Here is a 24,093-nt window from a genome sequence, read left to right as displayed (position 1 = left end):
TGTGTTAGGGGCTGTTTATCTTTTATAACTATAACCGGTTGCGTTATCGCCTAAAATAGCCACAGGCTAGGTGTAAAGCGCGGTGAATAGCAGTCCTATTAACAAGTTTTACAACAACGCATGTGGCTATTTTAGGCACAACCCGAAGGGACGAGCTTATTTTTCGCCGACTCTGCGTTGAAAATCGTTTGTTTATCTTTTATAAACAGACCCTATATTCAATTTTCCTGAACTATTTGCCGAATGTTGATTTTTCCTGAATCTCGGTTCTGCGCAGTTTAGATTAAATGGATGATTTATATTAGGAGATCAATATGACTACAAACACAAATAAAGCGTCCTTAAGCCTTTTAGCTTTAGCCGGTGTGGAGCCTTACAAAGAAAAAGCAGGCGAAGAATATATGAATGAAGCGCAACTGCTTCACTTCAAAAAAATCTTGGAAGCCTGGCGCAATCAAATTATCCAAGAAACCACTCGTACTGTGAGTCATATGCAAGACGAAGCGGCCAATTTCCCGGATCCTGCCGATCGTGCGACACAAGAAGAAGAATTCAGCTTGGAATTACGTACCCGTGATCGCGAACGTAAACTAATGAAAAAAATCGAAAGCACGTTAAAAAAATTAGAAACCGAAGATTTCGGTTATTGCGATTCCTGCGGTGTTGAAATCGGTATCCGCCGTTTAGAAGCCCGTCCGACTGCAGACCTTTGCATTGATTGCAAAACTCTTGCGGAAGTGCGTGAAAAACAAATGGGCTATTAAATTTTCACATTGCTGTATATTTTAAGCACATATCCCCCTGTTTCGGGGGATATAGGTATTGAAGGAAATGGACTTTTTAGTATAATTATTTCCTTTTTTCAGATAGCTTTCATCATTAAAGGCGAAAGCTTTTTCTCATTTTAGATACCTAAACGAGGCGAATTATTTTCACTTACATAAAAAACCTGTTTACTAAAAAATCTAAAAAACAGGCAACAGAATCAAGCAACATAAAAAAAACCGCTCGAGCGGAAACCAAACTCGAACGGCCTCACGCTCATCATACAAAAACACCGAATAAAAAATCCCATAAAACACACCGCACTTTAAATAAATTTGCCATCAGAGCCAATCTGTTAGGCATTAATCCGCGAATGATCAGCAAAAATGCACTGTCCGTAGTGGAAAAATTAAACCGTAACGGTTATGAGGCTTATGTAGTCGGCGGTTGTTTGCGCGATTTATTATTGGATAAAAAACCCAAAGATTTTGATGTGGCAACCAATGCACGCCCGGATCAAATTCAGGCAATTTTTCAGCGTCAATGCCGCTTGGTAGGGCGCCGTTTCCGTCTGGCTCATATTATGTTCGGCCGAGATATTATTGAAGTAGCGACATTCCGGGCGAACCATAGCGATATTGAAAATGAAAACGCTTCAAAACAAAGTGAAGAAGGAATGTTGCTGCGCGACAATGTTTACGGTACCTTAGAACAGGATGCCGAGCGCCGGGATTTCACCGTTAATGCTCTTTATTACAGCCCGAAAGATAATTTAGTTTATGATTACTTTAACGGAATAGAGGATCTCAAAGCGGGTAAGTTGCGTCTTATCGGCGACCCGGTTACCCGTTATCAGGAAGATCCCGTGCGTATGTTACGATCCATTCGTTTCATGGCTAAATTAGATATGTTCTTGGATAAATCGAGTGCCCCTCATATTCGTAAACTCGCCCATTTGTTAAAAAACATTCCGCCGGCGCGTCTATTCGACGAAAGTTTAAAATTACTGCAATCCGGGCAAGGGGTAAAAACCTATAATCTGTTACGTGAATACCACTTATTCGAGCAGCTTTTCCCTTCGCTAATGCCTTATTTCACCGAACGCGGCGACAGTTTTGCGGAGCGAATGATCCTCACTGCGCTAACTTCTACCGATGAACGGATCGCCGACAAACTCCGGGTGAATCCTGCGTTTTTATTCGCCGCATTTTTTTGGTATCCGCTGCGTGAAAAAGTGGAAATTCTCAAAAATGAAGGCGGATTAAATAACCATGACGCTTATGCCTTAGCAAGCAATGAAATTTTAGATTTGTTCTGTAAAAACTTAGCGGCTCCCCGTCGTCATACGGCAACCATTCGGGATATTTGGTTTTTACAGTTACAACTACTAAAACGTAACGGCAAAGCGCCGGAACGTACCATGGAACATAATAAATTCCGCGCCGCCTTTGATTTATTGGCGATGCGCGCCGAAATTGAGGGCGGTGAAGCCATTGAGCTTTCCGCCTGGTGGCATGAATATCAACTAAGTACCGATGAGCAACGCTCGGCATTGGTAAAAGAACAGGATAAACAACATCCTCAAGGCAAGAAAAAATTCTATCGTCCCCGCCGGCGTAAACCCAAAGTTAAAACGGCAACTAACCCATAATTATAATGAAAACCGTTTATATCGCCCTTGGCAGTAATTTGAATACGCCTATAGAACAGCTGAATTCAGCATTAACCGCACTTAACAAGTTGCCTCAAACATCATTAAGTGCGGTAAGCTCATTTTATCAAAGCAAACCGTTAGGCCCGCAGGATCAACCCGATTATGTAAATGCCGTCGCCTGTATTCACACCGAACTTGCGCCTTTAGAATTGCTGGATTATTTGCAACAAATTGAAAACGAACAAGGGCGCGTGCGTTTACGCCGTTGGGGCGAGCGCACTCTGGATTTGGACATTCTGCTTTACGACGATTTAGTGATAAAATCGGAACGTTTAATCCTTCCCCATTATGATATGACCAACCGGGAATTTGTGATTATTCCTCTGTATGAAATCGCCCCGAATTTGATCCTGCCGCAAGGAATTGCGATCGCTGAACTGGCTAAAAACTTTGCAAATCATGATATGAAGATTTGCTACAAACCTTAAAAATTTATAGGCGCCCTGTTTGGCGCCCTCTATTTTCAAAAATCCTACATTTTTGACCGCACTTGTATTAGTTCCGGTTGTCAGTCCGAATCCTATTCCAACCCGCTGCGAATTTTCGGTTCAAAGGTATCGTAATCCACCAGAAAAGCGTCGTGCCCGTAATCGGAAGGAAATTCGTAATAATCCAGCGGAACCCCGGCCTGCTCCAATAAAGTTTTGCTTTTATGCAAATCCGTTAATTTGAATAGTTGATCGTTGGTTACCGCCACTAAAGTATAATGCGCCTTAATACGCGACAACGCTTCTTTGATATTATCAAAGCCGATACTCGGGTCATAAATATCTAAAGCCCGTAATAAATGCAGATAGCTGTTTGCATCAAAACGGCCTAAAAATTTCTGCCCCTGATAACTTAAATAAGATTCAACCTGAAAGTAATCGCCCCAGTAATGCCCTTCGTTTTTGGTGGCGCGACCAAAAGCTTTTGCCAACTGCAGATCCGTACGGTAAGTCAGCATACCGAGCATTCTGGCGATAGATAATCCGTTTTCAGGGGGCTCACCCTCATAATAATCGCCGTTATTAAAATTAGGATCATTAATAATCGCTTGCCGCATTACATGATTGAAACCGATAGCCTCCGCACTGAAAGTCAGTGATGAGCAGAGATTAACGACTTTATCCACAAAATCAGGATAATAAATCGCCCATTGGGTCGCCTGCATCCCCCCGAATGATCCGCCGATTACCGCATGCAAATGAGGAATATTTAAATGAGAAATAAGTGCTTTTTGAAGGCGGACGATATCTTGAACGGTAACTTTGGGAAATTGGCTGCCGTAGGGTTTATTGGTTTTCGGATTAATCGAAGCCGGCCCGGTTGTGCCTTTGCAGCCGCCTAATACGTTTGAGCAAATAAAAAAATAACGGGAAGTGTCCAAAGCCAATCCTTCGCCCATAAAGCTTTGCCACCAGCCGCCGGCTTGATTTTCCACCGGTGATAAATAAGGTTCCGCATCACCGGTCAACGCATGACAAATTAATACCGCATTGCTTTTATCTTCATTCAATGTACCGTAAGTTTGGTAAGCGACATCTATTTGCCCAAGCCGCCCGCCAAAAATCAGGTCTAAGGGTTGTTCCGTAAAAAGGGTTACTTGCTGTGCTGACATTGAAGAATCCATTAATTATTTAATACTCAATCCGTCTTTGCAGATTTTGTTATAAGCTATCCTTATCTCAAAATATTGTCAAGAAATTTTAGACGTCTAAACGGCTAAAATTATATTGCGAGAAATTTACACTTGAACTTACCGCAGTTTTTAATTAATCTCTAAGTCAGTATTAACCCGTAATGTGAGATGTAAAATGCAAGGATGTAAGAAAATACAATCAAAAATTGTATCATTTCTGGCTAAATCTTCATTAAAACGTCTTGTTCAAACCTGTGCAATTCTTGCCGGTATCGCTATCGTTTCGTTGGCAACGTTAGATCAGATGATCGGTTATTCCGTGCGTAACGATATTTATACGGATATAACCAAGGTTCCTCACCGCCCTTACGGCGTTCTGCTCGGTACGGCAAAATATTTTGCGCGAAATACGCCGAATCTGTTTTATGTAAACCGTCTTAATGCGGCGGAAGCGCTGTTTAAATCGGCAAAAATAGATTACTTGCTCTTAAGCGGCGATAATCGTACTTTGCAATATAACGAACCCCGAACCATGTTCAAAGATCTGCGTAAAAAAGGAATCGGCGAAGAATTCTTATATATGGATTTTGCCGGGTTTCGCACGCTGGATTCAATTATCCGCGCCAAAGAAATATTTAATGCCACTCCTATGGTGATCATCACTCAGCGCTTTCATTGCGAACGCGCCTTATTTATCGCTAAGTTCCATCATATTGATGCCATTTGTTTTGCCGCCGAGTATCCGAAAGATTATCCGTTCGTCCGGTTTAGAGAGGTTTTCGCCCGTCTGTTAATGCTATGGGAACTTTTCATTGAAAAAGAACCGCACTTTTTAGGTACGCCCGAACCCTTGCCGCCAGCCTTACCGAATTATTAAATAAAACCCGATTTAGGGATAAAAAAAGCAAGTAAAATCTGTTATATTCTGCAGGTTGAAATTTTTATTGTCCTTGCTTTGCAAAAACAGGATAATAACGCGCTTACTCAAACGAATTACACCAATATGACAGACTATATATTATTAATTATTAGTACTGCGCTCATTAATAACTTTGTCCTGGTTAAATTTTTAGGGCTTTGTCCGTTCATGGGCGTTTCCAAAAAAGTCGAAACTGCAATCGGCATGGGGCTTGCTACAACCTTTGTATTAACGGTTGCCTCACTTTGTACCTATCTTGCGGACAGTTATATTCTTGCACCGTTAAACGCATCTTTCTTGCGCACGTTAGTCTTTATTTTGGTTATTGCGGTCGTAGTACAATTTACTGAAATGGTAATCAACAAAACCAGTCCGACGCTCTATCGTTTGTTAGGTATTTTTCTTCCGCTTATTACCACAAACTGTGCCGTATTAGGGGTTGCGCTGCTTAATATTAATTTAGCTCATAATTTAACCGAGTCTGTCATTTATGGATTTGGCGCCTCATTAGGTTTTGCTCTGGTCCTTGTTCTTTTCGCCTCTTTACGCGAACGCCTGGCGGCGGCAGATGTACCGGCGCCTTTTAAAGGCGCGTCTATCGCATTAGTTACCGCCGGCTTGATGTCCTTGGTTTTCATGGGCTTTACCGGGCTTATTCGGGTTTAAAGTGAGTACGGATTATGACAACGATCTATTACATTCTTATTGCGATTGCAGTACTCGCCCTTATTTTCGGCATTATTCTTGGTTTTGCGTCCGTTAAATTAAAAGTGGAAGCGGATCCTATCGTAGATAAAATTGATGCGATTTTGCCCCAAAGCCAATGCGGTCAATGCGGTTATCCCGGCTGCCGTCCTTATGCTGAGGCTATTGCCAACGGAGATATCATTACCAAATGCGTTCCCGGCGGGCAGCCGACGGTAATAAAAATTGCCGAATTACTGGGTGTGGATGCGCCTGATGCCGAATTTACCGAAGACAATACGCCTAAAGTCGCTTTTATTCATGAAGATATGTGTATCGGCTGTACGAAATGTATCCAAGCGTGCCCGGTCGATGCCATTATAGGTACCAATAAATCTCTGCATACCGTTATCCCGGATCTCTGTACCGGCTGCGAACTTTGCGTTGCGCCTTGCCCGACCGACTGCATTAAAATGATAAAAGTTGAAAAAAACATTGATAACTGGGATTGGAAAGTAAACCCGGATTTAGTCATTCCCGTGATGAATACAACCGACGGTGAGAAAAAATTAGTGGTGGGGAAATAACGCATGACCGATGTTTTAGCAAGATTCAATTCCGGTAAGCTTTGGGATTTTGACGGCGGTATTCATCCGCCGGAAATGAAATCCCAATCTAACCAAACTCCCATTACAAAAGCGCCCTTAACGGAGGATTTTTATATTCCCGTCAAACAGCACGCGGGCGACGCCGGTAATCTATTGGTGAAAGAAGGCGATTATGTGTTAAAAGGTCAGCCCCTGACCCAAGGCGACGGCTTACGAATGTTGCCCGTTCATGCGCCCACATCGGGCACGGTAATAGCGATTGCCCCTCATATTGCGGCGCATCCTTCCGGTTTATCGGAGCTTGCCGTGCATATTCATGCCGACGGCAAAGACCAATGGCGGGAACAAAATCCTATTGATGATTTCCTTAGTCAAAGTGCGGAACAATTAATCGAAAAAATTTACCAAGCCGGCATTGCCGGACTTGGCGGTGCGGTATTCCCGACTGCGGCGAAAATTGATTCCGCCCAAAAGAAAGTAAAATTACTCATTATTAACGGTGCCGAATGCGAACCCTATATCACTTGTGATGACCGTCTAATGCGGGATAATCCTGATGAAATTATCGAAGGTATTCGCATTCTCCGCTATATTTTGCGCCCGGAAAAAGTGGTAATTGCCGTCGAAGACAACAAGCCTGAAGCGGTGCAATCAATAAAAAACGCATTACAGGGTGCAAACGATATTGAAATCCGCGTTATTCCGACCAAATATCCTTCCGGTGCGGCAAAACAATTAATCCAAATACTCACCGGCATGGAAGTACCTGCCGGACAACGTTCTTCCAGTATAGGCGTGCTAATGCAAAACGTCGGTACCGCATTTGCGATTAAGCGGGCGATAATTAATGACGAACCTTTAATTGAGCGCGTAGTCACCTTAACCGGCGATAAAATCCCCAATAAAGGAAACCAATGGGTACGTTTTGGTACGCCGATTTCCTTTCTATTAAAAAATGTCGGTTATCAGTATGATGAACGCTTACCGGTGTTTTTAGGCGGCCCGATGATGGGATTAACGCTTCCCAACCTTGATGCGCCTATTACAAAACTGGGGAACTGCATTCTTGCACCGGATCACTTTGAATACGATCCGCAGGCGCGAGAACAATCCTGTATCCGTTGTTCCGCCTGCTCCGATGCCTGCCCGGTGCATCTTATGCCGCAACAGCTTTATTGGTATGCACGTTCGGAAGATCACGAAAAATCCGAAGAATACAGCCTGAAAGATTGTATTGAATGCGGTTTATGTGCTTACGTCTGCCCTAGCCATATCCCGTTAATTCAATATTTCCGTCAGGAAAAAGCAAAAATTTGGGAAATCAAAGATAAAGCGAAAAAAGCTGAAGAAGCTAAACTACGGTTTGAAGCAAAACAGCGCCGCCTTGAACGGGAAGAACAGGCGCGTAAATTGCGTTCTCAACGTGCGGCGGAAGCCCGTCGGGAGGAATTAGCCAACCAGAAAGGCGTTGATCCGGTAAAAGCTGCGCTCGAACGTTTAAAACAAAAACAAGCGGCAATAACGGAAAAACCGAAAATTTCCGCCTTAAAAACCGTTGTGAATGAAAAAGGCGAAGTATTACCGGATAATTCGGAAGTCATGGCACTACGCAAAGCTCGTCGTTTAGCCCGCCAACAGGCGATTAGCACTGAAAATTCCGTCTTAACTCAGGTTGATTCCGGCACGCAATCGGATAATTCCGACGTACAAAAAAATCCGGAAAATTCGACCGCACTTGACGGGAAAAAAGCCGCCATTGCCGCTGCTCTTGCCCGCGCTAAAGCGAAAAAGCTGGCGCAAAATAACACTGAATCCGTAAGCGATAATGTAACGGCGGTAAAAAGTGCGGTGCAAAATACCGAAATTTCCGCACCGTCGGACAGCGCCGAAAAAACCGAAACGGATCCGAAAAAAGTGGCAATCGCCGCCGCTATTGCCCGCGCTAAAGCGAAAAAGGCGGCGCAAAATAACACTGAATCCGCAAGCGATAATGTATCGGCGGTAAAAAGTGCGGTGCAAAATACCGAAATTTCCGCACCGTCGGACAGCGCCGAAAAAACCAAAACGGATCCGAAAAAAGCGGCAATCGCCGCCGCTATCGCCCGCGCCAAAGCGAAAAAGCTGGCGCAACAACAATCAAATAAAACAGAATAATTAAGGTGCTATCTCTATGTTTAAAATAGCAAGTTCTCCCCACAGCCATTCAGGAAAACTGACAGCTCGGATTATGCTGTGGGTAATTTTGGCTATGCTACCTGCCATTTTTGCGCAGCTTTATTACTTTGGGTTCGGCGTTTTATTTCAAATAACGATCGCCGTTGTTTTTGCCCTTTGCCTTGAGTTTTTAGTGACTATTTTGCGCAAAAAACCGAAGTTATTCTATATTTCGGATTTCAGTGTCACCTTAACGGCGTTAATTCTTGCCGTTGCCATTCCGCCTTATGCGCCTTATTGGATCATTTTAATCGGTATCTTCTGCGCCGTTATTTTAGGCAAACATGTTTACGGCGGATTGGGACAAAATCCGTTCAACCCTGCGATGGTCGGTTATGTGGTATTGCTCGTCTCGTTCCCGATGCAAATGACCACCTGGCTTGCGCCCGTGCAATTGCTGCATGAACCGCCGACTTTCATTGACGCTTACCACTTAATTTTTAGCGGCGGTACAACGGACGGTTTCAGTCTTCATCAATTAACCGCCTCCATTGACGGCATGAGTTCAGCCACGCCGTTGGATGCGGTAAAAACGGGGTTAAAAGCAAATCGGGGCCTGGCTGAAATTAATCGCTCTCCTCTATTTACTCAATCGTCTTTAGCCGGTTTAGGTTGGTTCCAAGTGAATTTGGCGTTTTTATTGGGCGGCTTGTTTTTGGTATGGAAACGCATTATTCATTGGCAAATTCCCACCGCACTTTTAATAACCGTTTGTCTTTTCTCTTTATGCAGTTGGTTATTTTCCGATAATATGCCGTCACCTTTATGGCAATTATTCAGCGGTGCCACAATGTTTTGCGCTTTTTTTATCGCAACGGATCCGGTCACGGCCTCAATCACCCCAAAAGGCAAACTGGTTTTTGGCGTGTTGGTCGGCTTACTGCTTTGTTTAATCCGGTTTTACGGCGGTTATCCCGACGGTGCGGCGTTTGCCATTTTACTTGCCAATATTTGCGTGCCGTTGATAGATCAATACACGCGCCCGCGGGTAACCGGTTATGATCTTAGAGGGAAAAATTAATGGGTGTAGGTCAAACTTCTGTAAAATATGGCGCGATATTAGGTATTGTCGCTTTAATCTGTACGATTATTTCCACGGCGTTATATTTTTTGACTAAAGATAAAATTGAAGCGGAAATCCTTAAACAACAACAAGAATTGTTAGCTCAGGTGATTCCGGCAAATTACTACGATAACGATGTAACGGCAACCTGTAAAACTACGGAATCCCGCGAAATTGAGAAAATTTGCACCGCACTTTTAACTGGCAAAGTAAGCGCTTATGCAGTTGAAGCCACTGCGCCCGACGGTTATTCCGGCGCGATTCGTTTGCTTATGGGGATCACGCCGGAAGGTGAAGTTTTAGGCGTTCGCGTTTTGGCGCATAAAGAAACCCCCGGATTAGGCGACAAAATTGAAACGAGAGTTTCCCACTGGATTCTGAGCTTTAATCATCAAAAAATCAGTGAAGATAATTTACAGGATTGGGCGGTAAAAAAAGACGGCGGTAAATTTGATCAATTTGCCGGCGCGACCATCACTCCCAGAGCGGTGGTAAATCAGGTAAAACGAAGCGCATTAGCCGTATTAAAAAATGAACAAAACAACCGGTAAATATCTATTTGCCGGGCAAAAATGATGTGAATAATTATGGAAAAAGAACAATCAATTTGGCACGACCTGCTTTCTCAAGGGCTATGGCGAAATAACCCCGCCATCGTACAGTTGCTTGGGCTCTGCCCTTTGCTTGCGGTCTCAAACTCGGCGACCAACGCTCTTGGTTTGGGCTTTGCGACCCTTTTGGTGCTTACCTGCACTAATACTATGGTGTCTTTATTTCGTAAACAAATCCCCCACGAGATCCGTATCCCTATTTACGTGATGATTATTGCCACTACCGTAACGGCGGTGCAATTATTGATGAACGCCTACACTTACAGCCTTTATCAATCGCTGGGGATTTTTATTCCATTAATCGTCACCAACTGTATTGTGATCGGCAGAGCGGAAGCCTTTGCCTCTAAAAATTCAGTACTGCATTCCGCTTTCGACGGATTCGCCATGGGATTAGGCATGACATTAAGCCTTTTCCTGTTGGGCGCATTACGTGAAGTACTTGGTAATGGCACGCTGTTTGACGGTATTCATTTGCTGTTAGGCGATTGGGCAAAACCTCTGCGTATTGAGTTTTTCCATAACGACAGTAATTTGTTACTGGCCATTCTGCCGCCGGGCGCATTCTTAGGCTTAGCCGTTATTCTTGCATTAAAAAATGTTATTGAGAGCCGTACAAAATGAATAAACAAACGCGTATCGAAATATTAACCCGACTGCGGGATAACAATCCGCAGCCAACCACAGAATTAACATACAATTCGCCCTTTGAACTGTTGATTGCGGTGATTTTATCCGCACAAGCTACGGATAAAGGAGTCAATAAAGCCACTGAAAGGCTATTTCCTATCGCTAATACGCCGGAAGCGATTCTTGCCTTGGGTGTCGAAGGTTTGAAAGAATATATAAAAACTATCGGTCTATATAATGCCAAGGCGGAAAATATTATCAAAACCTGTCGCGATTTAATTGAAAAACATCAAAGCCAAGTACCGGAAGATCGTGCGGCGCTAGAAGCCTTGGCAGGTGTGGGAAGAAAAACGGCAAATGTCGTGTTAAATACGGCGTTCGGACATCCGACTATTGCGGTTGATACCCATATTTTCCGGGTATCGAACCGAACCGGATTCGCGCCGGGCAAAGATGTAGTCAAAGTAGAAGAAAAATTAAATAAAGTCGTGCCGAACGAATTCAAAGTGGACGTTCATCATTGGTTGATTCTGCTCGGTCGTTATACCTGTATCGCCCGTAAACCAAGATGCGGTTCCTGCATTATTGAAGATCTATGCGAATACAAAGATAAAACGGATCTTTAAACTAAATCCGCGTAATAATCATATATTTTTATTCAAAAAAGCGCGTATTTTTTTGTATTTTTTCCAACAACGAGCGGAAACCTTTCGTTTTATCTATAAAAAAACACTGAAATAAGCTAAAATCACCGCCTTTCAACATTTTTTATATTTCTAGCCAAATTTACATGAATAATAACGGTAATAACATGACAACAAAAACTGAACGACAAACCTGGTCCAGTAAGATTACCTACATAATGACCGTTGCCGGTGCAACCGTAGGTTTCGGGGCGACCTGGCGTTTTCCTTATTTAGTCGGCGAAAACGGCGGCGGCGCTTATGTACTGCTTTTCTGCCTTGCAATGATTCTTATCGGAATTCCGATGATTTTAGTAGAAAATGTCATCGGCCGCCGCCTGCGTGTTAATTCAATCGACGCATTCGGCGACAAATTACAGGACGAAAATATTTCCGGCGGCTGGAAAATCATAGGTTATATGGGGCTGTTGGGCGCTTTCGGTATCATGGCATATTACATGGTACTTGGCGGCTGGGTGATGAACTACATTATCAGCCTGATTAGCGGAATCCTGGATATTTCAACACCGATCACCAAAGAAACCGCAAAAGAATTCTATGATTTCAGTATCGGCAACAGCCCGTTACATATTGCTCTTTACACCTTTATCTTTGTTATCATTAACTACATTATTTTAGCCAAAGGGATTATCGGCGGAATAGAACGCGCGGTTAAATTTCTAATGCCTTTACTGTTCGTTTTCCTTATCGGTATGGTGATTCGTAACGTAACCTTACCAGGCGCTATGGACGGGATTATTTATTATCTCAAACCCGATTTTTCTAAAATCACGCCTAAATTATTCATTATGGTGTTAGGTCAGGTATTTTTTGCCTTAAGTTTGGGCTTCGGGGTTTTAATTACTCTTTCAAGTTATTTGAGTAAAGAAGAAAATCTCATTCAAACCGCCGTTATTACCGGCTTTACTAACACTATTATCGCAATTCTTGCAGGCTTTATGATTTTTCCGTCACTATTTAGTTTCGGTATCGAGCCTAATGCAGGCCCAACTTTAGTGTTCCAGAGTCTGCCGATTGTCTTTTCTCATTTATGGAGCGGCACATTCTTTGCCATTGTATTTTTTTCATTATTACTGATTGCCGCACTAACTACTTCTATTACAATCTATGAAGTAATTATCACCGCATTGCAAGAAAAATTAAAAATGCGCCGTAGCAAAGCAATTTTACTGACTCTCGGCGGGATTTTCCTGTTAGGTAACATCCCTTCCATTTTAGGTGACAACCTTTGGAAAGATTTTCGCCCTTTTGATAAAAGTATTTTTGATGCCTTCGATTTCATCAGCGGCAATATTTTATTTTTATTAACCGCGCTTGGTTGTGCCGTTTTTGTAGGCTTCGTATTAAAAGACAAAGCAAAAGCCGAACTCTCGCCTACGCCGGATTCATTATTTACAACAGTCTGGTTTAATTACGTGAAGTTTGTGGTTCCGCTCATTATTATCGTTATTTTTGTAAGTAACATTATCTAAAAAAAACATGAAAGGCATGAATTTAATCATGCCTTTTCTTTCATAGATATTCCTAAAATTCCGAAAAATTTGACCGCACTTTTCAAAAAATGTCATTGAAGAATTGTAAATGGTGGGATAAGTTTCATCTACCTGTTAAAAAGCCTGAATTTTCAGGCTTCATTCATACTTTATTTGGTTACTATTTTCTACGTATAAATAACCCGATAAACAAACCGAAAAATGCGCCGATTGTAGAACCTATTCCGGCCCAACATATGCGGTTAGGCGAGGATATTTCCGCCTGTCCCGGTTTCTGAATAAAATGATAACTCACTAGTTGATCATCTAAGGGTTTGACGGACTGCATCATTGATAGCATAGATTTCCATTTTTGCCGCTCCGTATCCGCAACATTAAGATTCGCTGCACTATTTACCTGGTCAAACAGAGTTTTCCATTTTACGATTAGTTCGCCATAAATATTCTTTCTGTTAGCCAGCCCTGTGTAATCAATATATTCAGTGAGCAATTCTCTAGCGCGTTTCGGATTGTCTAATTCAAGGCTTAGCTGCGTTGTTGCGGCATTTGTATCAAGCAGTTTTATCTCCCGGGATAATTGATCAAGCAATTGACTGTCATGCTGAGAATCATCCGTTAGTTTCTGTTTGTAATAATCGGTATTCTCCCAGAAAACCTTAGCGTGTTCATAAGACCCAGCTAACTGTTTGAAGCGATTAAATATATCTCCGGTCGGATCCTGATTGGCTTTCTCATTATTCAGCAATTGATAAGTCGAATACAGAGAATAATAATTTCCTAATTCCGTTAGTGCCGGTTTTTCGAGAGATGACTGTACAGTCCACAAATTTTTCGCTAAATAACTGGAACCATAACCTGCCGCTCCGCCGATACACGCCGACAACAGGATACAACTAAGCGTCTTAAGTACCGAACCTTGCTTTTTTGCTATTCGTTCAGACATATTTAATCCTTATTAAATCAATGATAACTATGAGTGTTTACGACGTTGTGCCCGACGTTTCATACGGCGGATAAGTCGCGTCACTTTCCACGCTTTAGTAATGGAATATAAGTAAAGGAAAAACAATACAATAAATAAAATGAACATAATCCATTCATTAATGTAATACACTTCGCCTAAAATCCCAAACCCTGCGCAAAGCGCAGCAAAGAAGGTAATAACTAAAAGCGCTTGGCGAGAAGTCAACCCTGCTCGTACCATTAAATGATGCACATGCAAACGATCCGGCTTAAACGGACTTTTCCCTTTGCGTAAACGGCGATAAATCACGGCGATCATATCTATAATCGGAATTGCGATAACCCACAATGCGGTAACCGGATTCATCGGATGGCCTTTGCCTTGAGTGCTGAGCAAAAGAATCCAAATCATCGTAAAACCGATTAATGTACTTCCGCTGTCACCCATAAAAATTTTCCGTTCTTTACCAAATATCGTTAAATTGAACATGACATAAGGAATCAGCGCAATAATTAACGCAAAACACCATACGGCGAGATCAAATTGATTATCCATTAACATCAAAATACCGATTGCGGCGAAACTCACGCTTGATAAGCCGCCGAGCAACCCATCGATACCGTCAATCATATTAAAAGCATTAATTACCGCAATAGTGGCAAAAACCGTAATTACAAAGCCAATAGGACCTAAGGTAACCTGAAACGGTCCGATAATTTGACCGAGATGCTCTAAAGATAAATGACCGACATAGATCATTAACACCGCGAGCACAGCTTGAATACCGGCACGTAACGCGGCACTTATGTCGAAACGGTCATCCAGTAAACCGATGACCAAAAGCACCAACACACAGAATAAATAGAGATAAGGTAATCTGGTAGAATCCCATTGTAAAAGATAAAAACACAGATTCCCCATAAACAAAGAAATACCGCCAAGCAATGGAATTGCGCCCTGATGGCGTTTACGATAATTCGGTTTGTCAACCAGCCCGACCTTAAGCGCAACAGGCTTAATAACAAGAATGGTGAGAAACGAAACAATAAATGTAAGAATTAAACTAAGCCACAACATCGGATAGATACCTTTTTAAATGTGCTTAAAAAAATAACAATATGAGGTTCAACAGGATAGCACAAAGCCAATTTACTACATAAATATTTTTATAAAAAAGGAAAAATTTGTTAAATTTGCAGTACAATAGTGGCATTTTTATCCTTACAGCTAATTAATTAGGAAGATCTTTATGACTGATTCCAATACTCTTTTTTCTCGCGCGCAACAAGTTATCCCCGGCGGCGTAAACTCGCCCGTTCGTGCGTTTAAAGGCGTAGGCGGCACGCCGGTGTTTATTCAAAAAGCCAAAGGCGCTTATATTTGGGACACCGACGATAAACAATATGTGGATTACGTAGGTTCCTGGGGGCCTATGATTTTAGGTCATAATCACCCTGCTATTTTAAGTGCGGTCATAAAAACCGCGGAAAACGGATTAAGCTTTGGTGCGCCGACTCCAATCGAAATTGATCTTGCCGAGTTAGTGTGTAAATTAATTCCGTCTATGGAAATGGTTCGTATGGTAAGTTCCGGTACCGAAGCTACCATGTCGGCAATTCGTCTTGCCCGCGGCTATACCAACCGAGACAAAATCATCAAATTCGAAGGCTGCTATCACGGACATGCGGATTCCTTATTAGTGAAAGCGGGTTCCGGTGCATTAACTCTGGGTCAACCGAATTCGCCCGGTGTGCCTGCCGATTTTGCCAAACATACTCTGACCTGCACTTATAATGATCTTGAGTCCGTAAAACAGGCTTTTGAACAATATCCGCAGGATATCGCCTGTATCATCGTAGAACCTGTCGCCGGCAATATGAATTGCGTACCGCCGCAAAACAACTTTCTGCAAGGTTTACGCGAACTTTGCAATCAATACGGCGCGGTATTTATTATTGACGAAGTAATGACGGGTTTCCGAGTTGCTCTCGGCGGAGCGCAATCCTATTATAATGTAGAACCGGATTTAACCTGTTTAGGTAAAGTAATCGGCGGCGGTATGCCGGTAGGCGCATTCGGCGGTAAAAAAGAAATTATGCAATTTATCGCACCCACAGGCCCCGTTTACCAAGCGGGCACCTTATCCGGCAATCCGATTGCCATGGCGGCGGGGCTCGCTTGTTTAACCGAATTACAAAAAGCCGGCAATCAGGAACGTTTGGCACAACTGACGGAAAAACTCGCTCTTGGTTTGAAAGCCTTGGCGGACAAGCATCATGTTCCGTTCACCGTCAATTATGTAGGTGGCATGTTTGGTCTATTCTTCACGGATAAAGCTCAGGTGACCTGTTATCAGGATGTCATGGCATGCGACACGGAAAAATTTAAAGTATTTTTCCATAAAATGTTGGACGAAGGTGTTTATCTTGCGCCGTCCGCATTTGAAGCGGGATTTATGTCGCTGGCGCATACGGATGCGGATATCGACCGCACCTTAACGGCGGCGGATAAGGCTTTTGCAGCATTAGCTTAATATCCGATAAAAAGTGCGGTCGTTTTTACCGCACTTTTCTTTATTTTATTTTCACCAAGGTATAATGATGATTATATTTAATAACGGTAAATATAAAAGCATTTTGGCGGCCGAACAGGGCGAGCTTGAACGAATTAAAAGCGAGGTAGAAAAAGATCGGGATTTTCGCCCCTACTACCATCTCGCGCCATCTACAGGCTTACTAAACGATCCCAACGGTTTGGTTTTTGACGGCGAAAAATTTCATCTGTTCTATCAATGGTTCCCGTTTGATGCCATTCACGGCATGAAACACTGGAAGCATTTCACGACCGAGGATTTTCATATCTATACCGAAGCCGATCCGCTTATCCCTTGCGAACTTTTTGAAAGTCACGGTTGTTATTCCGGCGGCGCCTTACCAGTGGGCGATAAAATCGCCGCATTTTATACCGGTAACACAAGACGCGCTGCGGATAACCAACGGGTTCCCTTTCAAAATTTAGCGATTTTTGACCGCACCGGTAAACTTCTCAGTAAACGCCCATTAATTGAAAATGCACCGAAAGGCTACACCGAACACGTTCGTGATCCGAAACCTTACTTCACAAAAGAAGGAAAAATCCGTTTTATTTGCGGCGCACAACGTGAAGATTTAACCGGCACCGCCATTATTTTTGAAATGGATAATCTTGATGATGAGCCGCGCTTATTAGGCGAATTGTCTCTCCCCGCTTTTGATAATCAAAAGGTGTTTATGTGGGAATGCCCGGATTTATTGAAAGTCGGCGATAACGATATTTTCATCTGGTCTCCGCAAGGCAAACGGCGCGAAGCCCGCCGGTTCCAAAATAATTTTCATGCGGTCTATGCCGTAGGAAAATTGGATGATCGGACATTTAATGCCGCTCATATTGCCGAACTTGATCAAGGTTTCGATTTCTATGCGCCGCAAACTTTTGCCGGCCTGGAAAATCAAAAGCATGCCGTTATGTTCGGTTGGTGCGGTATGCCGGATTTGACCTACCCGACGGATAAATACAAATGGCATTCAATGCTGACTCTCCCGCGGGAAATTACATTGCAAGGCAATAGGCTTGTTCAGCGCCCGATAAAAGAAATTTATCAAAATTTGACCGCACTTTCGCAAATTTCCCTGCAACAGCAAGCGGAAATTCAGGATTTAGATCGAGCCTATATTAAATTTGACGCGGAAAACACAGCGTTTAATATCCGCTTTTTTGCCAACGAACAAGGACAAACGCTCTCGCTTTCTTATGACGGAGAACTTGTTTGTCTGGATCGTTCGCAAACGGAAGAAACGGAATGGATGAAAAAATTTGCTAGTCAGCGTTATTGTGAAATAAAGAATCTGCGACAAGTGGAAATTTTCTTTGACCGCTCAATTATTGAGATTTTCCTGAATGACGGCGAAAAAGCCCTGACTTCGAGATTCTTTATTGCGAACCGCCAAAATTCCGTCAAAACCGACCGCACTTTGCGGTTAAACGTCGGTTATCCGAAAGAAATTGAATATAAATAGGATTCAAATATCCGATCAAACGGATAAAAAAGGGAGCTAAGCTCCCTTTTTCTGTCATAATTTTTCTTTAATAAAGCCCAACCATTCTTTTAACAGCTGCATATTCGCCGCCATAGCACCCGCTTGCGGAATAAAATGCATCGCGTTTAGCTCGTAACTTTCCGGCGTTACCCCGCTGCCCACACTTGCCGGCAATACCTCAAAACCTTGTGCTTCAAATAATAATTTTGCCCGCTGCATATGCCATTGATTAGTCACCAGAATAATACGCTTGATACCCTCCCGTTCTAACATTTCACGGGTGTAAAGAGCATTTTGTTTAGTATTGGTTGAACGTTCTTCCAGCCATTTTGGTTGTACGCCGAAAAAAGTAAAGAATTCCTGCCCCATGATTTTTGCTTCGGAATTGCCATTCGGGCCCGCGCCGCTGATCAAAATCGGCAATTCCGTTTCTTTGTGTAGATAGGCCGCATAACGCATACGCTCAAGAGCAATACCGGGAACGGTGATCTTGTTGTAAAGTTCTTTACTGTCTCTTAAACCGGCACCCAGCACTACAATGGCTTGAGCGGAACGGTAATCTTCCACCGTTAGATTATCTTCCGTGGTCAGGCTGTCATTCAGTAATTGCGCGGTATAAGGAATACTGAACACATATAATATGGTTAACCCCGATAAAGCGCAAAGCGCCGCCAGTTTTTTGAATTTAAATGCCAGAAACAAAAATGAGAGCACCAGCAAAATCAAAATATTAAACGGTGGTAACAGCATGTTTGTAATCAGTTTGGTTAATTCGAACATAAGCAATCCTAAAAGAGAAACAAGCCTTATTATTCATAAATTATTTTTCAAATGCAATGTCTAAGACATATTACAATTCGGGCAATCTCGTCAAAACTCCTTTACGGAGCCGGTGAATTATGCTTTTGAGTTTAATTTAGGAAATGCTATCATACTCAACTTAACGAGGTATTCGGGAGCGTTTTTCCGTCTATTTAACTTGTATTTTTTTGTTAATTTATGAATAAAATGAATCAAACTTTATTATCCCTGAAACAAGAATTAAAAAAAATTCTTACGCTTATCGAAGATAAAAATGACGTACTGTATTTCGATTATCCGATGCATTTAAATGTGGGCGATTTACTCATTTATGCCGGAACCGAGCGATTTTTCAAAGATTACGGTATCAACATTCGGTTAAGACGCAGTTTGCAGGCATTTGAAATTAACGAAGTTCGCCGTTACGTAAATAAAAACACCACGATTTTATGCCACGGCGGCGGTAATTTCGGTGATCTCTATCCTTTGATTCAAAAATTACGGGAAGATTTGGTTATCAATTTTCCTGAAAACCGCATTATTGTGTTGCCGCAAACGGCGCATTTTTCCAGTCAAGAGGCTTTAGAAAAATCCGCCGCCGTTTTCTCGAAGCATAAAAATTGCTATTTATTTGCCCGTGATACGGCAACGGAAAAACTCATGCGGGCGTTCTCCGCCAATGTACAGCTTTGCCCGGATATGGCGCATCAGTTATACGGTACGCTTCCGTTCAGAACGAAAGAACAGCAAAAAAGCGCGGAAAATCCTCAAAATATCCTTTATTTTTTAAGAAAAGATATTGAGGCAAGTCATATCGAAAAAGCGGTTCAAAGCCGTTTGTCCGCCGCTGCGGTGGTGAAAGATTGGGAAGATATTCTGCTCCCTAAAGATATGCGGTTTGAAAAATTCTGCAGCAAATTAGGCAAGTTAGCCAATATACTGAATCTGGGGTTTATGAAAGATTTATTAAACCATATCTGGTATAAATATTCGCTAAATGTGATTGAGCGTTCCCGCAAAGAATTTTCAAAATACGATCTGGTTGTAACAAGCCGTCTGCACGGGCATATTTTCTCATGTTTATTGGGCATTCCGAATCGGGTTTGCGATAATTCTTACGGTAAAAATTCGGGTTATTACAACCAATGGACTAAAAATGTAGATTACGCCGAAAAATATGAATAGTAATTTAATCCGCTTAATCTTTATCACCCTGTTAAGTTTAGGGCTGACGCTGATTAGCTCGTTTGTACTTGCCCGTTTATTGTCGGTGCAGGATCGGGGATTGCATCAGCTTTTCATTACGGCGGTATCTTATGTGGTCACTTTCGCTACCGGCGGTTCGGGCTTTGCGCTGGCGCTTTCCATGCGCAAAAAACAATATGCCGGCTGGCAGAATTACTTTATCGCCTTTCTCGCATTATCGGTGTTGGCGGCAATTATCGCCATATATTGCTTCGACTTTACCGCATTCCATGTGTTGTTTGTGCTTAATGTGGTATTAACCGCAATTCTGACCATGACCTTGGAAAAAAGCAAAATTGACGCCAATTTGCGGGTTTATCGCCAATTAACTCTGCAACAACCTGTTTTACTGGTAGCGGTTTACGGTATTTGCTATTTATTATTGGGCGAACAACCTTTAGAAATCGCCATTGAGCTATTCACTCTGTTTAGTGCGATGCAGGCTTTGGCGTGCCTTTATTATCTCAAGAAAATCAATGCGGACTTTAAACGCAAAAACGAAATTCAGCCGATTCAAAAACGTTTTTTCTTAAAAACATGGTTTAAACAAAATTTATTACAAATTTTCGGTGCCACTACCGCAAGTTTGGATAAATTTTTAATCGTTTATTTTCTCGGTAACTACACATTGGGTCTTTATACGGTGTGTATCGCCTTTGATTCGTTAATTACCAAATTTATCAATATGTTGGCGGATTATTTCTATTCGGGCTTGCTGAATAATATAAACCGAATCAAATCCGTGCTAATTCTAATTTTATTAATGGCGGTCGGCGCCGTTATTCTGGTGCCGTTACTTGCCGAACCTATTATTATATTTTTCTTCAGCGCAAAATATGCCGAAGTGGCGCCCGTATTAATCCTCTTTATCATTAATGCCATTATCGGCGGATTGTCCTGGGTGTTGTCTCAAAATATGCTGTTATTAGGCAAGCAGGTTTTACTTTTTACGCGACAAATTATCGCTATTGCGGTATTTGTTCTCTTATTTTATTTATTTAAAGACTATCAGTTGTATGGTGTGGCTTATGCCTTTATCGGTGCAAGCTTAACCCGATTAATTATTTCGGTGATTTATTATCTTAAATACCCTATCACTGACGTTAAACCAGAAAAAAGTGCGGTATAAAATGAAAAAATTTTTAGTTTCTTTAGAAAAAGATATTCAACGTCGCGAGCTATTCTTTTCTCAACGGAATACGCAAGACTTTGAGGTTTTTAACGCAATCAATACCATGACCCAAGACCTGACAAGCCTGGGCAATCTTTTCGATATTATTAAATTCGCCCAATATTACGGACGTAACGTCACTAAAGGCGAAATCGGCTGCACATTAAGTCATTTGGCCATTTACCAAAAAATTGCCGATGACGAAACAATCAATGAGCGGGATTATGCGCTTGTGTGTGAAGACGACGCATTATTTGCCGAAAATTTTCAGCAGGTAATACAGGAAATTGTGAAGCAGCCTATGGGTGCGGATATTATTCTGACCGGGCAATCTAAAATTCTTGAATTCAATCATATTGAATTGGAAATCAATTACCCGAGTACTTTTAAATTTCTACAAAAGAAAATCGCGAATTCCGGTTATCGTTATTCTTATCCTTATAGAAATTATTTTGCCGGCACCGTGTGTTATTTAATCACAAAAGCCGCGGCAAAAAGATTTTTAGCCGAATTAACTAACGGGCGCTTGCCGTTCTGGCTTGCGGACGATTTCATTTTATTTAACGAGAAATTCAAATTAAATACGGCAATTATCCGTCCGTTATTAGCCATTGAAAACCCGGTATTAACCAGCAACCTGGAAAATTCGCGCGGTTCATTAAATAATAATCTGTTTAAAAAATTGCTTAAATATCCGTTGAAAAAACTATTAGCATTCAAGAGAAATTTATAATGTCCGCGTTAATTAATTTATTCTATATTTACGACCCGTGGTTATTCCATATTGTACGTATGAGCCTGGTAAGCGGCCTATTTGCGTTATTATGGTTCGGCTACAAATGGTATAAAAAAGAATTAAAGCGATTCGTGCTGCCGCTGGATAGTTTGGCGGTTTGCATTGCGCTCATTCTCTTGTCCGTTTTACCCGTTTTGATTAACGGCACAACCGAATTCGGCGTAATCGGCATGTATGTCAAATTGTTAGTGCTTTTTTCCCTCGGTATTGTTATTTATAATCTTTTTTATACAAGTTCAAACGGCAAGGACCAACTCATCCGCGATCTGAAACTGGGCATTGGCGCCCAATCCCTGTTGGGTTTTCTGGCGTTAGCCGGTATTCCGTTATTTATTACAATCAGCCTGGCGACCAATTCCGATATGGGCGGTGAATTATCCCGTTTTATCGGTTCCGAACAGGAATACCGTTTATATAATTTTACTTCGTCGGCATTTTTCCCGTTAAGTGCGTTTTATCTAATGCTATTACATTTTTTATTAGCTTATGACGACAATGAAAATAACGGTACGGCATTAAAATCGGTTTATGTTTTTTTACTGCTGTTTATCGGTTTAATTTCAGGCAGAACCTTCTTTATATTTTCCGTTATCAGCTTACTTCTATATTTCAAACCGCGCTATATCCCGGCAATCCTGGCATTTACTCTTTTGGTATTATTCTTTGCTTATAACTATCCCGCTAATCCTTACGTGGCGCACGCATTAGAAATTGTGATTAATCTGATTCAAGGCGGCAGTCAAATAAGTTCTTCAAGCGATACTTTAGTGAATAAGCATTTATTTATGCCGGAATTAAAGCAGCTTATTATGGGTGACGGTCAGTATTATGTAATAGGACGCACGGCAAACAGTTATTACGGCGGTTCGGACTCCGGCTTTATCCGCCAAGCCCTGTACGGCGGTGTGGGTTATATTTTATTGTGCTTTTTATTTACCGCTTATTTTGTTAAACGCATCGCCGACAATTGGTTTAACGGCAGTTGGAAATTTATTTTATCCGCTTTATTTTTATTAAGTATTTTAAATATCAAAGCGGATACCTTTGCTTATCCGGGAATTATGTTTGTATTTTTAATGTTTGTTTCTTTATTCGGCGATAAAGGAAAAATAATCATAGTTGAGAGAAAATAATGTTTAGTATTATCGTACCCTCTTATAACCGTAATACGGAAGTCAATGCGTTATTGGCAAGCCTGGAAAATCAAACCGTGAAAAATTTTGAAGTAATTGTGGTGGACGACTGTTCACAAAATTTCATCAAAATTGACCGCACTTTTTCTTTTCCGGTGACATTAATCCGTAACGAGACAAATTCCGGTGCGGCACAAAGCCGAAATGTAGGCGCAAATACGGCGAAAAACGATTGGTTGTTATTTCTGGACGACGACGATCGCTTCGCCGATAACAAATGCGAAGTACTGGCGAAAACTATTGTTGAAAACCCGCAGGCTAATTTTGTTTACCACCCGGCGAAATGCAATATGGTAAATGAAGGTTTCAGCTATGTAACAAGCCCGCTGCCGCCGGCACAATTAACCTTAGACAATATGTTACTGGCAAACAAAATCGGCGGTATGCCGATGTTGGGCATTAAAAAAGATTTCTTTTTTGAATTGGGCGGATTAAGCACTGAGTTAAAATCGCTCGAAGATTATGATTTTGTGCTAAAACTGGTTTCCAACCCGAACTTAAAGGCCATTTTGGTTGACCAACCTTTGAGTATTTGCAGTTTTCATACCAAACGCGCCAGCGTTTCGACCAATACGGCAAACACCGAAAAAGCCATTGAAATTATTCGCGCCAATTATGTAAAAACGGTGCGACAAACCCATAATTTTTCCCTTAATGCGCTTTATATGCTGGCTTACCCTAATGCCATGAATTTATCTCGGAAAGCGGCAACCTATTATTTTGAAATGTTTAAGAAAAGCCACAGTCTCAAACATTTGATTATTGCCGTCGTTACCTTTATTTCGCCAAGTTTGGCAATTAACTTAAAAAGATTTGTATAA

Annotated in this window: 23 protein-coding genes; 19 read left to right on the top strand and 4 right to left on the bottom strand. The window is 41.9% G+C overall.

What is annotated here, in order from left to right; genetic code table 11:
- The first annotated feature begins 314 nt into the window (after nucleotides 1–314).
- The 3 genes from dksA to folK all read left to right on the top strand — a co-directional run bounded on the left by dksA (nucleotide 315) and on the right by folK (nucleotide 2,907).
- A complete protein-coding gene (gene dksA, locus MS_RS04305; RefSeq protein WP_011200104.1) occupies nucleotides 315–764 on the top strand; it encodes an RNA polymerase-binding protein DksA in 450 nt (149 codons plus the stop codon).
- A 341-nt stretch (nucleotides 765–1,105) separates the two neighbouring features.
- Nucleotides 1,106–2,416 (top strand): polynucleotide adenylyltransferase PcnB, encoded by a 1,311-nt coding sequence (pcnB, locus tag MS_RS04300; RefSeq protein ID WP_406714288.1) that lies wholly within the window; start codon nucleotides 1,106–1,108, stop codon nucleotides 2,414–2,416.
- Nucleotides 2,417–2,421: 5 nt separating this feature from the next.
- Nucleotides 2,422–2,907 carry a 2-amino-4-hydroxy-6-hydroxymethyldihydropteridine diphosphokinase gene (gene folK / locus MS_RS04295; protein ID WP_011200102.1) on the top strand — a complete coding sequence of 162 codons (486 nt, stop codon included), beginning with the start codon at nucleotides 2,422–2,424 and terminating at the stop codon, nucleotides 2,905–2,907.
- A 92-nt stretch (nucleotides 2,908–2,999) separates the two neighbouring features.
- Here folK and MS_RS04290 read toward each other — a convergent pair whose 3' ends face one another.
- A complete protein-coding gene (locus tag MS_RS04290) occupies nucleotides 3,000–4,079 on the bottom strand; it encodes a homoserine O-acetyltransferase MetX (RefSeq protein WP_041639668.1) in 1,080 nt (359 codons plus the stop codon).
- A gap of 196 nt (nucleotides 4,080–4,275) precedes the next feature.
- Here MS_RS04290 and MS_RS04285 point away from each other — a divergent pair, with 196 nt between their 5' ends.
- From MS_RS04285 to MS_RS04245, 9 genes are all read left to right on the top strand, one after another.
- Complete coding sequence (locus tag MS_RS04285; RefSeq protein ID WP_041639666.1) at nucleotides 4,276–4,977, top strand: SanA/YdcF family protein; 702 nt, start codon at nucleotides 4,276–4,278, stop codon at nucleotides 4,975–4,977.
- Nucleotides 4,978–5,103: 126 nt separating this feature from the next.
- Nucleotides 5,104–5,685, top strand: coding sequence for an electron transport complex subunit RsxA (gene rsxA, locus MS_RS04280; protein ID WP_011200099.1), 582 nt, complete (start codon nucleotides 5,104–5,106; stop codon nucleotides 5,683–5,685).
- Nucleotides 5,686–5,699: 14 nt separating this feature from the next.
- A complete protein-coding gene (gene rsxB / locus MS_RS04275) occupies nucleotides 5,700–6,290 on the top strand; it encodes an electron transport complex subunit RsxB (RefSeq protein ID WP_011200098.1) in 591 nt (196 codons plus the stop codon).
- A gap of 3 nt (nucleotides 6,291–6,293) precedes the next feature.
- Nucleotides 6,294–8,465: an electron transport complex subunit RsxC gene (gene rsxC / locus MS_RS04270; RefSeq protein ID WP_011200097.1), complete on the top strand. Its 2,172-nt coding sequence runs from the start codon at nucleotides 6,294–6,296 to the stop codon at nucleotides 8,463–8,465.
- Between the two features lie 16 nt (nucleotides 8,466–8,481).
- On the top strand, nucleotides 8,482–9,546 hold the full coding sequence (gene rsxD, locus MS_RS04265) for an electron transport complex subunit RsxD (protein ID WP_011200096.1): 1,065 nt from the start codon (nucleotides 8,482–8,484) through the stop codon (nucleotides 9,544–9,546).
- Entirely contained in the window at nucleotides 9,546–10,139 is a 594-nt protein-coding gene (gene rsxG / locus MS_RS04260; protein ID WP_011200095.1) for an electron transport complex subunit RsxG, read from the top strand. Before rsxD ends, rsxG begins: the two co-directional genes overlap by 1 nt.
- Nucleotides 10,140–10,175: 36 nt before the next feature.
- Nucleotides 10,176–10,823 (top strand): electron transport complex subunit E, encoded by a 648-nt coding sequence (locus tag MS_RS04255; protein WP_011200094.1) that lies wholly within the window; start codon nucleotides 10,176–10,178, stop codon nucleotides 10,821–10,823.
- A complete protein-coding gene (gene nth / locus MS_RS04250) occupies nucleotides 10,820–11,455 on the top strand; it encodes an endonuclease III (RefSeq protein ID WP_011200093.1) in 636 nt (211 codons plus the stop codon). Before MS_RS04255 ends, nth begins: the two co-directional genes overlap by 4 nt.
- Nucleotides 11,456–11,640: 185 nt before the next feature.
- Nucleotides 11,641–13,005 carry a sodium-dependent transporter gene (locus MS_RS04245; protein WP_041640172.1) on the top strand — a complete coding sequence of 455 codons (1,365 nt, stop codon included), beginning with the start codon at nucleotides 11,641–11,643 and terminating at the stop codon, nucleotides 13,003–13,005.
- A 181-nt stretch (nucleotides 13,006–13,186) separates the two neighbouring features.
- Here the strand turns inward: MS_RS04245 and MS_RS04240 are convergent, their stop codons facing one another.
- Nucleotides 13,187–13,969, bottom strand: a complete 783-nt coding sequence (locus MS_RS04240; RefSeq protein ID WP_011200089.1) for a chain-length determining protein — start codon at nucleotides 13,967–13,969, stop codon at nucleotides 13,187–13,189.
- A gap of 27 nt (nucleotides 13,970–13,996) precedes the next feature.
- Nucleotides 13,997–15,064 carry a UDP-N-acetylglucosamine--undecaprenyl-phosphate N-acetylglucosaminephosphotransferase gene (gene wecA / locus MS_RS04235; RefSeq protein ID WP_041640170.1) on the bottom strand — a complete coding sequence of 356 codons (1,068 nt, stop codon included), beginning with the start codon at nucleotides 15,062–15,064 and terminating at the stop codon, nucleotides 13,997–13,999.
- 175 nt (nucleotides 15,065–15,239) lie between these two features.
- On the opposite strand from wecA, the gene hemL reads away from it, so the two are divergent.
- Together hemL and MS_RS04225 are read left to right on the top strand one after the other, a co-directional pair.
- Nucleotides 15,240–16,523, top strand: a complete 1,284-nt coding sequence (gene hemL, locus MS_RS04230) for a glutamate-1-semialdehyde 2,1-aminomutase (RefSeq protein ID WP_011200087.1) — start codon at nucleotides 15,240–15,242, stop codon at nucleotides 16,521–16,523.
- 67 nt (nucleotides 16,524–16,590) lie between these two features.
- Nucleotides 16,591–18,045: a glycoside hydrolase family 32 protein gene (locus MS_RS04225; protein WP_041639664.1), complete on the top strand. Its 1,455-nt coding sequence runs from the start codon at nucleotides 16,591–16,593 to the stop codon at nucleotides 18,043–18,045.
- A 54-nt stretch (nucleotides 18,046–18,099) separates the two neighbouring features.
- Here the strand turns inward: MS_RS04225 and MS_RS04220 are convergent, their stop codons facing one another.
- The gene (locus MS_RS04220; protein WP_041639662.1) at nucleotides 18,100–18,846 is read right to left on the bottom strand and encodes a YdcF family protein; all 747 of its coding nucleotides are present in this window, start codon (nucleotides 18,844–18,846) and stop codon (nucleotides 18,100–18,102) included.
- 228 nt (nucleotides 18,847–19,074) lie between these two features.
- Between MS_RS04220 and MS_RS04215 the strand changes: the two genes are divergently transcribed.
- Genes MS_RS04215 through MS_RS04195 form a run of 5 tightly spaced genes read left to right on the top strand, consistent with a single transcriptional unit; the run spans nucleotide 19,075 to nucleotide 24,093 of the window.
- Nucleotides 19,075–20,052 (top strand): polysaccharide pyruvyl transferase family protein, encoded by a 978-nt coding sequence (locus MS_RS04215; RefSeq protein WP_041639660.1) that lies wholly within the window; start codon nucleotides 19,075–19,077, stop codon nucleotides 20,050–20,052.
- Nucleotides 20,045–21,241 (top strand): lipopolysaccharide biosynthesis protein, encoded by a 1,197-nt coding sequence (locus tag MS_RS04210; protein ID WP_011200083.1) that lies wholly within the window; start codon nucleotides 20,045–20,047, stop codon nucleotides 21,239–21,241. The genes MS_RS04215 and MS_RS04210 overlap by 8 nt, the downstream gene beginning before the upstream one ends.
- Nucleotide 21,242: 1 nt before the next feature.
- On the top strand, nucleotides 21,243–22,016 hold the full coding sequence (locus tag MS_RS04205) for a glycosyltransferase family 25 protein (protein WP_041639659.1): 774 nt from the start codon (nucleotides 21,243–21,245) through the stop codon (nucleotides 22,014–22,016).
- Nucleotides 22,016–23,212: a hypothetical protein gene (locus tag MS_RS04200; protein WP_011200081.1), complete on the top strand. Its 1,197-nt coding sequence runs from the start codon at nucleotides 22,016–22,018 to the stop codon at nucleotides 23,210–23,212. The genes MS_RS04205 and MS_RS04200 overlap by 1 nt, the downstream gene beginning before the upstream one ends.
- Nucleotides 23,212–24,093 (top strand): glycosyltransferase family 2 protein, encoded by an 882-nt coding sequence (locus MS_RS04195; protein WP_011200080.1) that lies wholly within the window; start codon nucleotides 23,212–23,214, stop codon nucleotides 24,091–24,093. Before MS_RS04200 ends, MS_RS04195 begins: the two co-directional genes overlap by 1 nt.

Source organism: [Mannheimia] succiniciproducens MBEL55E, from assembly GCF_000007745.1.
Taxonomy (GTDB): domain Bacteria; phylum Pseudomonadota; class Gammaproteobacteria; order Enterobacterales; family Pasteurellaceae; genus Basfia; species Basfia succiniciproducens.
This window is presented reverse-complemented; position numbering and strand designations above follow the sequence as displayed.